14 protein-coding genes are annotated in these 12,945 nt (G+C 68.7%); 13 read left to right on the plus strand and 1 reads right to left on the minus strand.

Annotation, left to right across the window (positions count from 1 at the left end):
- Positions 1-177 precede the first annotated feature (177 nt).
- The 8 genes from ndk to moeB all read left to right on the plus strand — a co-directional run bounded on the left by ndk (position 178) and on the right by moeB (position 7,935).
- Positions 178-603 carry a nucleoside-diphosphate kinase gene (gene ndk, locus M0G41_RS04725; RefSeq protein ID WP_248205778.1) on the plus strand — a complete coding sequence of 142 codons (426 nt, stop codon included), beginning with the start codon at positions 178-180 and terminating at the stop codon, positions 601-603.
- The gene (rlmN, locus tag M0G41_RS04730) at positions 548-1,765 is read left to right on the plus strand and encodes a dual-specificity RNA methyltransferase RlmN (RefSeq protein ID WP_282452691.1); all 1,218 of its coding nucleotides are present in this window, start codon (positions 548-550) and stop codon (positions 1,763-1,765) included. The genes ndk and rlmN overlap by 56 nt, the downstream gene beginning before the upstream one ends.
- Entirely contained in the window at positions 1,755-2,513 is a 759-nt protein-coding gene (gene pilW / locus M0G41_RS04735; RefSeq protein ID WP_248205781.1) for a type IV pilus biogenesis/stability protein PilW, read from the plus strand. The genes rlmN and pilW overlap by 11 nt, the downstream gene beginning before the upstream one ends.
- A complete protein-coding gene (locus M0G41_RS04740) occupies positions 2,510-3,388 on the plus strand; it encodes a helix-turn-helix domain-containing protein (protein ID WP_248205784.1) in 879 nt (292 codons plus the stop codon). Before pilW ends, M0G41_RS04740 begins: the two co-directional genes overlap by 4 nt.
- A gap of 157 nt (positions 3,389-3,545) precedes the next feature.
- Complete coding sequence (locus tag M0G41_RS04745) at positions 3,546-4,193, plus strand: YfgM family protein (protein ID WP_248205788.1); 648 nt, start codon at positions 3,546-3,548, stop codon at positions 4,191-4,193.
- Positions 4,190-5,350: an outer membrane protein assembly factor BamB gene (bamB, locus tag M0G41_RS04750; protein WP_248205790.1), complete on the plus strand. Its 1,161-nt coding sequence runs from the start codon at positions 4,190-4,192 to the stop codon at positions 5,348-5,350. The genes M0G41_RS04745 and bamB overlap by 4 nt, the downstream gene beginning before the upstream one ends.
- A 12-nt stretch (positions 5,351-5,362) precedes the next feature.
- Positions 5,363-6,760, plus strand: coding sequence for a ribosome biogenesis GTPase Der (gene der / locus M0G41_RS04755; protein WP_248206338.1), 1,398 nt, complete (start codon positions 5,363-5,365; stop codon positions 6,758-6,760).
- Between the two features lie 8 nt (positions 6,761-6,768).
- Positions 6,769-7,935, plus strand: coding sequence for a molybdopterin-synthase adenylyltransferase MoeB (gene moeB, locus M0G41_RS04760; RefSeq protein WP_248205794.1), 1,167 nt, complete (start codon positions 6,769-6,771; stop codon positions 7,933-7,935).
- Positions 7,936-8,059: 124 nt separating this feature from the next.
- Here moeB and M0G41_RS04765 read toward each other — a convergent pair whose 3' ends face one another.
- Entirely contained in the window at positions 8,060-8,383 is a 324-nt protein-coding gene (locus M0G41_RS04765) for a DUF1244 domain-containing protein (RefSeq protein WP_425511230.1), read from the minus strand.
- Between the two features lie 38 nt (positions 8,384-8,421).
- Between M0G41_RS04765 and folD the strand changes: the two genes are divergently transcribed.
- Genes folD through M0G41_RS04790 form a run of 5 tightly spaced genes read left to right on the plus strand, consistent with a single transcriptional unit; the run spans position 8,422 to position 12,881 of the window.
- Positions 8,422-9,294, plus strand: coding sequence for a bifunctional methylenetetrahydrofolate dehydrogenase/methenyltetrahydrofolate cyclohydrolase FolD (folD, locus tag M0G41_RS04770; RefSeq protein WP_248205799.1), 873 nt, complete (start codon positions 8,422-8,424; stop codon positions 9,292-9,294).
- The gene (locus tag M0G41_RS04775) at positions 9,291-10,136 is read left to right on the plus strand and encodes a TRAP transporter TatT component family protein (RefSeq protein WP_248205802.1); all 846 of its coding nucleotides are present in this window, start codon (positions 9,291-9,293) and stop codon (positions 10,134-10,136) included. Before folD ends, M0G41_RS04775 begins: the two co-directional genes overlap by 4 nt.
- Complete coding sequence (dctP, locus tag M0G41_RS04780; protein WP_248205805.1) at positions 10,123-11,115, plus strand: TRAP transporter substrate-binding protein DctP; 993 nt, start codon at positions 10,123-10,125, stop codon at positions 11,113-11,115. Before M0G41_RS04775 ends, dctP begins: the two co-directional genes overlap by 14 nt.
- Before the next feature lie 3 nt (positions 11,116-11,118).
- Complete coding sequence (locus M0G41_RS04785; RefSeq protein WP_248205807.1) at positions 11,119-11,607, plus strand: TRAP transporter small permease; 489 nt, start codon at positions 11,119-11,121, stop codon at positions 11,605-11,607.
- Positions 11,604-12,881: a TRAP transporter large permease gene (locus M0G41_RS04790; RefSeq protein WP_248205810.1), complete on the plus strand. Its 1,278-nt coding sequence runs from the start codon at positions 11,604-11,606 to the stop codon at positions 12,879-12,881. Before M0G41_RS04785 ends, M0G41_RS04790 begins: the two co-directional genes overlap by 4 nt.
- The last annotated feature ends 64 nt before the right edge of the window (positions 12,882-12,945 follow it).

The raw sequence follows: 12,945 nt of genomic DNA on the forward strand, positions 1-12,945 counted from the left end.
AACGTTCGTTTGAATGGAAGGTAGCGAAGGGCCGCTCCGGGGTCAACGGGTCGAGCGCTGCGGAATTTCCCGAGACCTCGAAAAAAGCCAGCAAAAGCCGGCGTTTATCTGCTAGTCTTAAGAGCTGCGACGCATTTCTGTCTGCAGCTGTCATTCAATCTTCACCACGGAGCCCCCATGGCGCTGGAACGCACCATTTCCATCATCAAGCCCGACGCGGTCGCCAAGAACGTCATCGGCCAGATCTATTCCCGCTTCGAGAACGCCGGCCTGAAGGTCGTCGCCGCCAAGATGAAGCACCTCTCGAAGAAGGAAGCCGAAGGGTTCTACGCCGTGCACCGCGAGCGTCCGTTCTTCGGCGCCCTGGTCGAGTTCATGACCTCCGGCCCGGTGATGATCCAGGTCCTTGAGGGCGAGAATGCCGTTGCCAAGAACCGTGAGCTGATGGGCGCCACCAACCCGAAGGACGCAGCGCCGGGCACCATCCGCGCCGACTTCGCAGAGTCCATCGACGCCAACGCCGTGCACGGCTCGGACAGCCAGGAGAATGCCGCGATCGAGATCGCCTATTTCTTCTCCACCACCGAGCTCTGCCCGCGCTGAGCGAGCCCAAGACGTGACCGAGAACACCTCCATCGTGAACCTGCTCGATCTTGATCGGGCAGGCATGGAAGCGTTCTTCGAGGACTTGGGGGAGAAGCGGTTCCGCGCCCACCAGGTGATGAAGTGGATCTACCACCGTCACGTCACCGAGTTCTCGGAAATGACCGACGTGGGCAAGGCGCTGCGCGCCAAGCTCGAAGCCCGCGCGGAAATCCGTCCACCGAACGTGCTTTTCGACAAGCCGTCGGTGGACGGCACCCACAAGTGGCTGCTCGGCATGGATGCGGGCAATGCCATCGAGGCCGTTTTCATCCCCGACAAGGGGCGCGGCACGCTGTGCGTTTCGAGCCAGGTGGGCTGTGGCCTGAACTGCCAGTTCTGCTCGACCGCCACCCAGGGCTTCAACCGCAACCTGAGCACCGCCGAGATCATCGGCCAGGTCTGGGTGGCTTCAAAGCACCTCGGCAACAAGACCCACCTCGACCGCAAGCTGACCAACGTGGTCATGATGGGCATGGGCGAGCCGCTGCTGAACTTCGACAACGTCGTATGCGCGATGAGCATCATGCGCGACGACCTCGGCTTTGGCCTCGCCAACAAGCGGGTGACCCTCTCGACCTCCGGTCTCGTGCCGATGATCGACCGCCTCGGTGAGGAGAGCGACGTCGCCCTCGCGGTGTCGCTGCATGCGCCGAACGACGCGCTGCGCACCGAACTGATCCCGCTGAACAAGAAGTACCCGATCGCCGAATTGATGGATGCCTGCGTGCGCTACCTGCGGCGCAAGCGCAAGGGTGAGTCGGTCACCTTCGAGTACACCCTGATGCGCGGCGTGAACGATTCGCCTGCGATCGCCCGCGAGCTGGTCAGGCTGATGAAGTCCTTCGCCAACCAGATGCAGTATGCCGACGCGGCCAAGGTCAACCTGATTCCCTTCAATCCGTTTCCGGGCACGCGCTTCGAGCGCAGCGGCGAAGAGGAGATCCGGGCCTTCCAGCGCATCCTGCTCGATGCCGGGGTGCTGACCATGGTGCGCCGGACCCGCGGCGACGACATCGATGCGGCCTGCGGCCAGCTCAAGGGGCAGGTCATGGACCGCACCCGCCGCCAGGCCGAGTTCCGCCGCCGTCTCGAAGAGGGAGCGCCCCCGCATGCGGCGTAGTGCGCTGGCGCTTCCGCTGTGCCTGCTGCTGGCCGGCTGCACCGGTTCGCCCTCGCGTCTTGGCGACGGCCCTTCCCGCGAGCAGGATGCCGCTGCCCTGCAGGTCAAGCTCGGCCAGGAGTACATGCTCAAGGGCGAGCTGGAGACAGCCCAGGACAAGCTGCGTCGGGCAATTGAGCTGGACCCCAACTCGGTTGACGCCAACACCCTGCTCGGGGTCCTCAACGAGCGCATCCGTCGGCCTGAGATCGCCGAGCGCTTCTACCGCCGGGCGGTGGAGCTCAAGCCCGGGGACGGCTCGGTCAACAACAACCTGGGCGTGTTCCTCTGTGCCCAGGGCAAGTACGACGAGGCCGACACGCATTTCCGCGCCGCCGTCGACGACCCCTTCTACCGGACTCCGGCGGCCGCACTGGCCAATGCCGGCGTCTGCAGCAGGCAGGCAGGCCAGCGCGACCGCGCCGAGGACTACCTGCGCCGTGCCCTGGAGCTGGAGCGCGGCAACCTGATCGCGCTGGCTGAACTGGCCAACATCAGCCATTCGCGCGGCGAATCGCTGCGGGCCCGGGCCTTTATCCAGCGCTACGAAGCCCGGGCCGAGCCCGATGCCGCGCTCCTGCTGCTCGGCCTCAAGGTCGAACGCCAGCTCGGCGACAGCAAGGCCGCTGAGCGCTATGCCCGGCAGCTGCGCGAACGCTTTCCCGATGTCGAACTGCCCTCCGAAGAATCCAGCACGCCTCCGTCATGACCGATCCGATCGATTGCGAGCGCAAGTCCCTTGGTCCCCGTCTGCGCGAGGCGCGTGAGGCGCGCGGACTGAGCACCCTGCAGGCCGCCGAGCAGCTGCACCTGCCCCATGCGGTGATCGAGTCCCTGGAAAACGAGCGCTTCGAGCAGCTCGGTGCCTCGATCTACGTGCGCGGTCACCTGCGCTCCTATCTGCGCCTGCTCGAGCTTCCTGAAGTCCTCGCCGAGGAGGGGGTCAGGAAGATGGGCGAAGCGCCGCCGGCCCTTCGCACTACCACCCACACCCCCCGCCTGAAGTACCTGACCGACCGCTACGCCATGCGAGCGGTCTATGTCCTGCTGACCCTGTCGATCATCGTGCCGGCCCTCTGGGTCGCCACTCAGCATGCCGGGCTTGGCGGAATGCCGCGCAGCGCGCGCTCGCTGGATGCGCCGCCGGTACCGGCCCAGGACAGCGGACCGCGGAGTCCGGCAGCCCTTCAGCCCGGCGCCGCCCAGCAATTGCCGGCAGCGCCGGCCGAGCGCGAGACGGTGGTGGCCTCCATGGCGCCGTTCTACAACGCGCCCCGCAGCGCCGAGCCCGAGCCGGCCGAGTCCGAGACCTCCGCCGCCGGGGGCTGGCTGCTCCGGTTTAGCGAGGACAGCTGGGTCGAGGTGTTGGCCGTCGACGGGCGCCGCCTTGAGTACGGGCTCGTGCGTGCCGACAGCGAGCGCCGCTTCCCGCAGGGCCAGGTCGCGCGTGTCGCGCTTGGAAATGCCGGCGGCGTGGAGGTGCTGCGCGACGGCGCCAGCGTCGATCTGCAGCCGTTCCGGCGGGCCAACGTGGCCCGTTTTGCAGTATCCTCCGACGGCTCGCTACAGCCGACCTCGGACTGAGCCGCGTCCAGCGGTCCACCCATCGAACGCCCCAGAAGGCAAAAAGCGCCGTCGAAGGCGCGGGTTAAGGCCCGGCTCATTGCGGGCCGGCCATGTTGCGGAGCGCGCCCACGCCGGCGCCATTAGAAATCGACACCCAGGGAATCAGGTCAGACCCATGAGCATGGAATTGATGGACGAACACGAACAGGGCGAACGCGTACGCGCGTGGTTGCGCGAGAACGGCGCCTCGATCGTGACCGGCATCGCCATCGGCATCGCTGCCATCGGCGGTTGGCAGTGGTGGAACGCCAAGGAGCGCAACCGCGCCCTGGAAGCGTCCAGCCAGTTCGTGGCCATGACCAGCGCCGTCGAAGGCGGCGATCGTGAACTGGCCGCCAAGGTGGCCGAGGTGCTCAGCGCCGAATACGAGCGGACCCCGTACGCCGTGCTTGCCGGCCTTACCCAGGCCGAGCTGCAGCTCGAGGCCGGCGAGACCCAGGCCGCAGTGGAGACGCTGGCAGCGGCCCGGGCCCAGGCCGCTGACCCATTGCTTGCCGACTTCACGGCGGTCCGTCTGGCCCGCGCCCAGATCGCCGCCGGCAACCCGCAGGCCGCGCTCGAGCTGCTCGAGGGGTTCAAGCGGGGGACGGCGCTGAATGCACGCGGCGACGCGCTGCTGGCGCTCGGCCGGAATGACGAGGCGGTGGCCGCTTACAAGGCGGCCCTGGAAGATATGGACGAGACGCTGCCGACGCGGCGTCTGGTCGAGCTCAAGCTGCTCGACCTGGGCGTCAACAACGAAGAAGACGAGGCGCAAGGGTGAAGAAACAGGCACTTCTGATTGCGCTGGCGGCCCTGGCCCTTGGCGGCTGCGGCATATTCAAGAGCAAGACCAACCGCGAGAACATCGAGCCGCCGACGGAACTGGCAGACATCGATACCGGCGTCGACGTCGACCAGATCTGGAGCGAATCCACCGGCAAGGGCGAGCGGCAGCTTGGCCTGCGCCAGGCGGTGGCGCTTGACGGCGGCCGCGTGTTCGCCGCCGATGTCGAGGGCGACCTGACCGCGCTCGATGCCGCCACCGGCCGCGAACTGTGGCAGGTGGAGACCGGTCTGCGGCTGTCCGGCGGGCCCGGAGTCGGCGAAGACACTCTGGTGGTCGGCGGCCTCGACGGCACGGTGCTGGCCTACAACCCCGACTCCGGCTCCGAGCGCTGGCGCGCCCAGGTCTCATCCGAGGTGATCACGCGCCCGGCGGTCGGTCGCGGCTTGGCCGTGGTCCGCGTAAACGACGGTCGGACCTATGCCTTTTCCATCACCGACGGAACCCGGCGCTGGGTGTACGACCGCGGCCTGCCCTCGCTGACCCTGCGCGGCAACGCGGCGCCTGTGATCGCCGGTGATCTGGTGATCCTCGGCTACGACAACGGCACGGTGTCCGCGGTCTCGCTCGAGGATGGCAGCCAGCGCTGGGAACAGACCATCTCCGAGCCCAAGGGTCGCAATGAGCTCGACCGCATGGTCGACGTCGACGGCGAGATTGTCGTCTCCGGCAGCGAGGTCTACGTGGCGAGTTTCAATGGCCAGGTCCAGGCGCTCGACCTCGGTAGCGGTCGCCCATTGTGGAATCGCGAGATGTCGGTCTATGCCGGGCTGGCGCTCAGTGGAGACAAGATCCTGGTCGCCGACAAGAACGCCAACGTCTGGGCGCTGGACCGCCGCACCGGCGCTTCGCTCTGGCGTCAGGACGGGCTGGCCTACCGTTGGCTGACCGCGCCGGGCGTGACCGATCGGCATGTGGTGTTCGGCGACCTCAAGGGTTATGTCCACTGGCTCTCGCTCGAGGACGGCTCGCTTCAGGCGCGCGAGCGCGTGGGACGCAAGGCGGTCCGCGCCACACCGCAGACCGGCGCCGATGGCGTGGTCTACGTGCGCGGCATTCGCGGCAAGCTGGTTGCCTTCCGCGCCGGTTCCTGAGGAGACATGTCGATGTTGCCGATGGTCGCCCTGGTCGGCCGACCTAACGTCGGCAAGTCGACCCTGTTCAACGCGCTTACCCGCTCTCGCGATGCCCTGGTCGCCAACCAGCCCGGGGTCACCCGCGATCGCCAGTTCGGCATCTGCCGGCTGCTCGACAACCCGTTCCTGGTGGTCGATACCGGTGGGCTCAGCGACGACCCCGAGGGCCTGGCTGGCCTGACCTCGCAGCAATCCATGCAGGCCATGCAGGAGGCTGCGGTGATCGCCATCGTGGTCGACGCCCGCGATGGTGTCCTGAGCTATGACCACCAGGTGGTGGCCGATGCGCGTCGCTGCAATCGGCCCATGCTGCTGCTGGTCAACAAGACCGATGGCCTGGATGCCGACCAGGCCATGGCCGACTTCTCGGTACTGGGCGTGCAGCCGGCCTTCGCCGTCGCCGCCTCGCACCAGCGCGGCCTGGGCCCGGTGCTCGAAGAGCTGGCCGCGCGGCTGCCCGAGCCCGAGCCTGGCGAGGCACTCGACCAGACCGAGCCCGACCGCATGCGCCTTGCGATCGTCGGCCGGCCCAATGTCGGCAAGTCGACCCTGGTCAACCGTCTGCTCGGCGAGGAGCGGGTGATCGCCTCCGACGTGCCCGGCACGACGCGCGACGCCATCGCCGTCGACCTCGAGCGCGATGGCCACAAGTACCGCCTGATCGACACCGCCGGCATCCGGCGCCGGGCCCGGGTCGAGGAAGCCGTCGAGAAGTTCAGCGTGCTCAAGACCCTGCAGGCCATCGAGTCGGCCCAGGTGGTGGTAATGCTGCTGGACGCCCGTGAGGGCGTGACCGACCAGGACTCCACCGTGCTTGGCCAGGTGCTGGAATCCGGTCGCGGCCTGGTGGTCTGCCTGAACAAGTGGGATGGCCTCGACGAATACCAGCGCGAGCAGTGCCGCAACGACGTCTCGCGAAAGCTGGCCTTCGTCGAGTACGCCCAGGTGCTGACCCTCTCGGCCAAGCACGGCTCGGGCATCCGGGAGCTGTTCCGGGCGGTGCACAAGACTTTCGAGTCGGCGACCCGGCAGTTCAGCACGTCCGAACTGACCCGCGCCATCGAGGCGGCTTACGAGGCCCTGCAGCCCCCTGTGGTGCGCGGCCATGTCGCCAAGCTGCGCTACGCCCACCCGGGCGGCACCAATCCCCCCACCGTGGTCATCCACGGCACGCGGGTGGCCTCGCTGCCACAGAGCTATAAGCGCTATCTCGAGAATTTCCTGCGCCGTCGCTTCAAGCTGGTCGGCACGCCGCTCCGCCTGGAGTTCCGCGCCGGCGCAAACCCCTACGAGGGCAAGAAGAACGAGCTGACCGACAAGCAGGTCAAGCAGCGCAAGCGGCTGATCCGGCACGTCAAGCGGCGCTGAGCAGGGCGGTGGACGCGCAGACCCTCCTCGATCGCCTGCGCCGCGAGATCGGTGAGATCGGCGCGGACGAAGCGGCAGCTCAGGCCGCCTCCGGCAAGCGAACCCTGGTCGATGTGCGTGAGGAGCCCGAGCGCGCCGCCGGTGCTCCTGATCCTTCGATGTCGCTGCCGCGCAGCCGTCTCGAGCTGCGTCTGGCCGAGAGCGGATTGGGTGCGGAACAGCCGCTGGCCCTGATCTGTGCCTCGGGCAGTCGTTCCCTGCTGGCCGCGGAGACGCTCCGCCAGATTGGCTTCTCCGACGTCCGCTCGGTCGCCGGCGGTTTCGATGCCTGGAAGGCTGCCGGTCTGCCCGTCGCCCGCGGCGGACTGGACGCCGATGCGAGCGACCGCTACTCCCGCCATCTGCGACTGCCGGAGATCGGTCTCGACGGTCAGGGCAAGCTCGCCGCTGCGCGGGTGCTGGTGGTCGGCGCAGGGGGACTTGGGTCACCCTGCCTGCTCTACCTTGCAGCGGCCGGGGTGGGGGAACTGCGGGTCGTGGACGACGACCGGGTCGAGCGCAGCAACCTGCAGCGCCAGGTGCTGCACAACGACGCCCGGATCGGCATCGCCAAGGCGGAGTCTGCCCGCGCCACGCTGGAGGCCCTGAACCCGCGTATCCGGGTCGACGCCCGGGTCGGCCGCCTGGGCGAGGACAACGTCGACGCCCTGGTCGCCGACTGCGATCTGGTCGTCGACGGATCGGACAACCTCTCCACGCGCTACCTTCTCTCTGATCGCTGCGTGGTCCTGCGCAAGCCGCTGGTCTATGCCGCCGTCCACCGTTTCGAGGGCCAGGTCACCGTCTTCGATGCCGGGCGCCGCCGCGGCCAGTCCCCCTGCTACCGCTGCCTGTTCCCGCTGCCGCCGGAGCGCGATGCGGCGCCGAACTGCGCCGAGGTCGGCGTGCTGGGGGCGGTGCCGGGAGTGCTCGGCTTGCTGCAGGCGACCGAGGCGCTGAAACTGATCCTCGGCCTCGGCGAATCGCTGGACGGTCGCCTGCTGTGCGTCGACCTGCTGAGCATGGAGTTCCGCAGCCTGCGCCTGCGCCCCGACCCCGACTGTCCGGCCTGCGGCGCGGGTGGCGCGCCGCTCAGCGTGCCGGGGCAGGTCTGCGCCAGCGATGGAGCGGGCTGAGGTCCTGCAGAGGATCGCCGGGGGCAGGACTCAGCGCAGCAAGCTGCTCTCTACGGGCGCGCGCGGTTTCGCGGTGGCGCCGGCGGGTGTCGACCGCCTTCCTCAGCGCCGCTGCGCGGGCGGCTCAGTGCTTGGCCTGGGCCGCCTCGAATGCCGCGAGCTGCTCTGGCGTTGCCTCACGCTGGTACTTCGCCTTCCATTCAGCGAACGGCATGCCGTAGACCGCCTCGCGGGCCTCGTCCTTGGAAACCGGCGTGCCGAGGCTGTCCGAGGCCTCCTGGTACCAGTTCGCAAGGCAGTTGCGGCAGAAGCCGGCCAGGATCATCAGGTCGATGTTCTGCACATCGCTGCGCTCACGCAGGTGGGCGATCAGGCGGCGGAAGGCCGCGGCCTCGAGTTCGGTTCGGTCCATGGTGCTTCCTGCAGGTTCGCCCGCGAAGGGCCTCATCGGCGATAATTCCGGAACTGTATCGCAAGGGAGTGGGGATGTCCGCGCGCGTTCTCGATGGCAAGGCCATCGCCGACCAGCTCATCGATGATCTGCGCCGCCGCGTGCGCGTCCGCACTGAACAGGGGCTTCCCGCACCCGGACTGGCCGTGGTGCTGGTAGGTGCCGACCCGGCCTCGGCGGTCTATGTTCGCAACAAGCGCCGCGCCTGCGAGCGGATCGGCTTCCGCTCGTTTGACTTCGACCTGCCCGCCGAGACCAGCGAGGCCGAACTGCGCGCGCTGATCCTGCGCCTGAACGCCGACCCGCAGGTCAGCGGGATCCTGGTCCAGCTGCCCTTGCCGCCGCACATGGATGCCATCGGCCTGCTCGACCTGATCGACCCCAACAAGGATGTAGACGGCTTCCATCCGACCAATGTCGGGCGCCTCGCGCTGCGTCAGCTCGGGCTTCGCCCCTGCACGCCCAAGGGCATCATCACGCTGCTGGGGCACACCGACCGTCCGGTGCGCGGGCGTAACGCGGTGGTCGTCGGCGTCAGCAATCATGTCGGCCGCCCCATGGTGTCCGAACTCCTCATCGCTGGATGCACGGTCACCGCCTGCCACAAGTTCACCCCGCGCGAAGAGCTGCAGCGGGTGATCTCGCATGCCGACATCGTGGTCGTCGCGGTCGGCCGGCCGGGCATCGTGCCGGGTGACTGGATCAAGCCGGGAGCCGTGGTCATCGACGTCGGGATCAACCGCCTCGACGACGGCCGCCTCGTCGGCGATGTCGAGTACGAGGCGGCAGCCCGGCGCGCCTCGTGGATCACGCCGGTTCCGGGCGGCGTCGGACCGATGACCGTCGCCACCCTGATGCAGAACACCGTCGAGGCCGCCGAGCTCGCCGAAGGACGCTCCGCGGCATGACCCCGCTGCGCTGGCTGATCGCCTGCCTCGGGCTGTTGGCCATCGCCGGCTGTGCGTCGCTGCTGCGCCCCGTCGGCAGCGGGCTGGACGCCGGTATCCGCAACCACGATGACCCGGCCACGGTTTCCGCGGCGCTTCCCGCCTATCTGGTGCTGCTCGACGGCCTGATCGAGGGACGCTCCGACAGCGCCCCCCTGCTTTCGGCCGCTGCCAGCCTGTACGGCACGTACTCAGGCAGTTTCATCGACGAGCCGGAGAGGGCAAAGCGCCTGTCCGGCCGCGGCTTCGGCTACGCCCGTCGTCTGGCCTGCCTCGACGAGCGGTCGCCGTTGTGTCGTGACCTCGACGGACCGGTCGACCGCTTCGTCGACAGCGTCGCCGCGCACCCGGCCAAAGACGTTGAGACCCTATACGTGCTGGGCAGCAGCTGGACCGGCTACATCCAGGCGCACAGCGACGACTTCCGCGCCATTGCGGCGCTGCCCAAGGCGCAGGCCTTGCTGGAGCGCGTTGCGGCCGAGGACCCGCGCCGCGAGCAGGGCATGGTCTTCGTCTACCTCGGGGTGCTGCACTCGCTGCGCCCGTCGGCAGTCGGTGGCCAGCCCGAGCGGGGCAGGGCGGCCTTCGAGCGCGCCATCGTCCTCTCCTCGGGCGCCAACCTGATGGCCAAGACGCTGTTCGCTCAGTACTACGCCCGGCTGCTGTTCGAGCGGCCGCTGCATGACCGGCTGGTCGACGAGGTGCTGTCGGCCGATCCGGTCGCGCCGGGGCTGACGCTGGCCAATACGCTGGCGCAGGAGCGCGCCCGTCAACTGAAGGAAACCGCCGATGAGTTTTTCTAGCCGCGCGCTGCTGCTGGGTCTGGCGCTGTGCTGCTCTCTGCAGGCCGCTGCCGCCACCCTGAAGATCGCCACCCTGGCACCGGAGGGCTCTGCCTGGATGACCGCCATGCGCCAGGCTGCGAAGGAAGCCGAGCAGGCCAGCGAGGGTCGGGTGAAGATCAAGTTCTACCCGGGCGGGGTCATGGGCAACGACAGCACGGTGATGAAGAAGATTCGCCTTGGCCAGCTGCAGGGCGGGGCGCTGACCGCCACCGAGCTGGCCTCGGTGGCCCCGAACGCCCCCATCTACGGTCTGCCGTTCCTGTTTGACGACGAAGACGAGGTGCAGGCGGCGCGCCAGGCCCTCGACGCCAAGCTGGCTGCCGAACTGAAGGACAAGGGTTTCCGCCTGCTGTCGCTCAGCGGCGTGGGCTTTGCCTATCTGATGAGCGCGGCGGACATCTCCCACTCCAAGGCCCTTGAGGCACGCAAGGTCTGGGTGCCGCAGGGCGACCTGATCGCCGAACTGACCTTCAGGAAGGGCGGCATCAGTCCGCTGCCGCTGCCGCTGGCCGACGTGTTCACCGCCCTGCAAAGCGGCCTGATCGACACCGTGGGCAATACGCCAGCGGGGGCAATTGCCCTGCAGTGGCATAACGGCCTGCGCCAGATCCTTGACCTGCCCCTGTCCTACGTCACCGGATTCCTGGTGGTGCAGGAGCGCGCCTTCGGCAAGCTCTCCGAGGCCGACCAGCAGGCCGTGGTGGCTGCCTTCCGGCGCGCCGGCGAACGCCTCGACGCCAGCAACCGGGAGGCCGATACCCAGGCCATGCAGGCCCTGCTGGAACTGGGTGTGAAGCGGATCGAGGCCAGCCCCGAGGAGGTCGAGCGCTGGCGGCGGATCGGCCGCGAGGTCGGCGACCAGCTGGTCGCCGAGGGCAGGCTCGATGCCGGCATGCTGGCCGAGCTGCGCCGCGTGGTGGACACGCAGCGACGCTGAGCCGTGTCCCCGGGACAGCGCATCGCCGGCGCATTGCGCCGCGCCGAGGACGCCCTGCTGGGTGGCCTGCTGCTCGGACTGGTGCTGCTTTCCAGCGTGCAGATCTTTCGCCGCGCCCTGTTCCATGAAGGCTGGATCGGCGCCGAGGCGGCCGGCCGCGGTCTGGTCCTGTGGATTGCCCTGCTTGGCGCGCTGGCGGCGACCAGGGAAGGACGCCACGTACGCATCGACCTCGCCGCGCACCGTTTAGGCTCGGTCGCGCAGGCCGTGCTCGATCGTCTGGCCGCCGCGCTGGCCTCGGCCTTCTGTGCCGTGATGGGCTGGCTGGGCTGGCAGCTGCTGCTGCTTGAGCAGGAAATGGGCGAGGTCGCCTTTGCCGGCGTTCCCGCCTGGTGGATCAGCGCGGTGATTCCCCTGGGCTTCGGCTTCATGGCCCTGCGCTTTGCCCTGCAGGTGTTCTTCGGGCCACCGCCGCGCAGGCCGCACCCATGATGGTGCTCGCCTGGATCGGCCTGCTGGTGGCGGCCCTGCTCGGCGCGCCGCTGTTCGTGCTGATCGGCGCTGCGGCACTGCTCGGCTTCCTCCAGGCCGACTACGACCTGACCATCGTCGCGGTCGAGTTCCAGCGCCTTGGCCAGATGCCCGGGCTTGAGGCGATCCCCCTGTTCGCGCTGGCCGGCTGCCTGCTTGGCGACAGCGGCGCGCCGCAGAGACTGGTGCGCCTGTCCCGCGCCTGGCTCGGCTGGCTGCCTGGCGGGCTGGCCATCGTCGCCGTGGTCAGCTGCGCCCTGTTCACCGCCTTTACCGGCGCATCGGGAGTGACCATCGTCGCCCTCGGCGCCCTGCTGTTTCCGGCCCTGATCGCCGCCGGCTACGAGCGCCGCTTCGTGCTCGGTCTGCTGACCTCGGCCGGCAGCCTCGGCCTGCTGTTTGCGCCCTCCCTGCCGCTGATCCTCTATGGTTTCGTCGCCGGCCAGCTCGGCACCGATCCGCCGGTAAGCATCCAGGACCTGTTCCTCGCCGGCATCGCCCCGGGCGTGCTGATGGTCTTCGCCATGTCCCTGCTGGCCGTGCAGGCCGGCCGCCACCTGCCGCCCGGCCCGGACTTCGACCGCCGCGAGGCCGTGGCATCGCTGATCGACGCGCGCTGGGAGCTGCCCCTGCCGGTGCTGGTGCTGGGGGGCATCTATGGCGGCCTGCTGGCCGCCTCCGAGGCCGCCGCGGTCACTGCGCTCTATGTGCTGGTGACCACGGTTCTGATCCGCCGCGAGATCCCGCTGCGCCGCCTGCTGCCAGCCTGCGCCGACGCCGCCCGGCTGATCGGCGCCATCCTGATCATTCTCGGCATGGCCCTGGCACTGTCCAACTGGCTGGTCGACCAGGAAGTGCCGATGCGCCTGTTCGACTGGGTCCAGGCCCACGTCGACTCGCCCTGGGTATTCCTGCTCCTGCTCAACGTCTTCCTGCTCGGCGTCGGCATGCTGCTCGACATCTTCTCCGCCGTGGTGATCCTCGTGCCCCTGCTGCTGCCGGTGGCGCAGGGCTTCGGCATCGACCCGGTGCACCTCGGCATCATCCTGCTGGCCAACCTGCAGCTCGGCTACTTCACGCCCCCGGTCGGGATGAACCTGTTCATCGCCAGCTACCGCTTCGAAGCCCCGGTCACCGAACTGGTCAGCGCCAGCTGGCGCTTCTTCCTGGTCCTGCTCGGCTGCGTGCTGCTGATCACCTGGTGGCCGTGGCTGTCGTTGGCATTGGTGAGGTAGCGCCCAGCGGCCGCTGGGCGAGGGCTCAGGGACTAGGGCTCAGAAGAGCAGGGTGGTGGGCGCA

Source organism: Pseudomarimonas salicorniae (assembly GCF_023156535.1).
In the GTDB taxonomy this organism is placed as follows: domain Bacteria; phylum Pseudomonadota; class Gammaproteobacteria; order Xanthomonadales; family Xanthomonadaceae; genus Pseudomarimonas; species Pseudomarimonas salicorniae.

Excerpts from the sequence above, each read along its gene's own strand:
- ndk (WP_248205778.1), top strand. The coding sequence starts at position 178 with ATGGCGCTGGAACGCACCATTTCCATCATCAAGCCCGACGCGGTCGCC.
- rlmN (WP_282452691.1), top strand. The coding sequence starts at position 548 with ATGCCGCGATCGAGATCGCCTATTTCTTCTCCACCACCGAGCTCTGCC.
- pilW (WP_248205781.1), top strand. The coding sequence starts at position 1,755 with ATGCGGCGTAGTGCGCTGGCGCTTCCGCTGTGCCTGCTGCTGGCCGGC.
- M0G41_RS04740 (WP_248205784.1), top strand. The coding sequence starts at position 2,510 with ATGACCGATCCGATCGATTGCGAGCGCAAGTCCCTTGGTCCCCGTCTG.
- M0G41_RS04745 (WP_248205788.1), top strand. The coding sequence starts at position 3,546 with ATGAGCATGGAATTGATGGACGAACACGAACAGGGCGAACGCGTACGC.
- der (WP_248206338.1), top strand. The coding sequence starts at position 5,363 with ATGTTGCCGATGGTCGCCCTGGTCGGCCGACCTAACGTCGGCAAGTCG.
- M0G41_RS04765 (WP_425511230.1), bottom strand. The coding sequence starts at position 8,383 with ATGAGGCCCTTCGCGGGCGAACCTGCAGGAAGCACCATGGACCGAACC.
- folD (WP_248205799.1), top strand. The coding sequence starts at position 8,422 with ATGTCCGCGCGCGTTCTCGATGGCAAGGCCATCGCCGACCAGCTCATC.
- M0G41_RS04775 (WP_248205802.1), top strand. The coding sequence starts at position 9,291 with ATGACCCCGCTGCGCTGGCTGATCGCCTGCCTCGGGCTGTTGGCCATC.
- dctP (WP_248205805.1), top strand. The coding sequence starts at position 10,123 with ATGAGTTTTTCTAGCCGCGCGCTGCTGCTGGGTCTGGCGCTGTGCTGC.
- M0G41_RS04790 (WP_248205810.1), top strand. The coding sequence starts at position 11,604 with ATGATGGTGCTCGCCTGGATCGGCCTGCTGGTGGCGGCCCTGCTCGGC.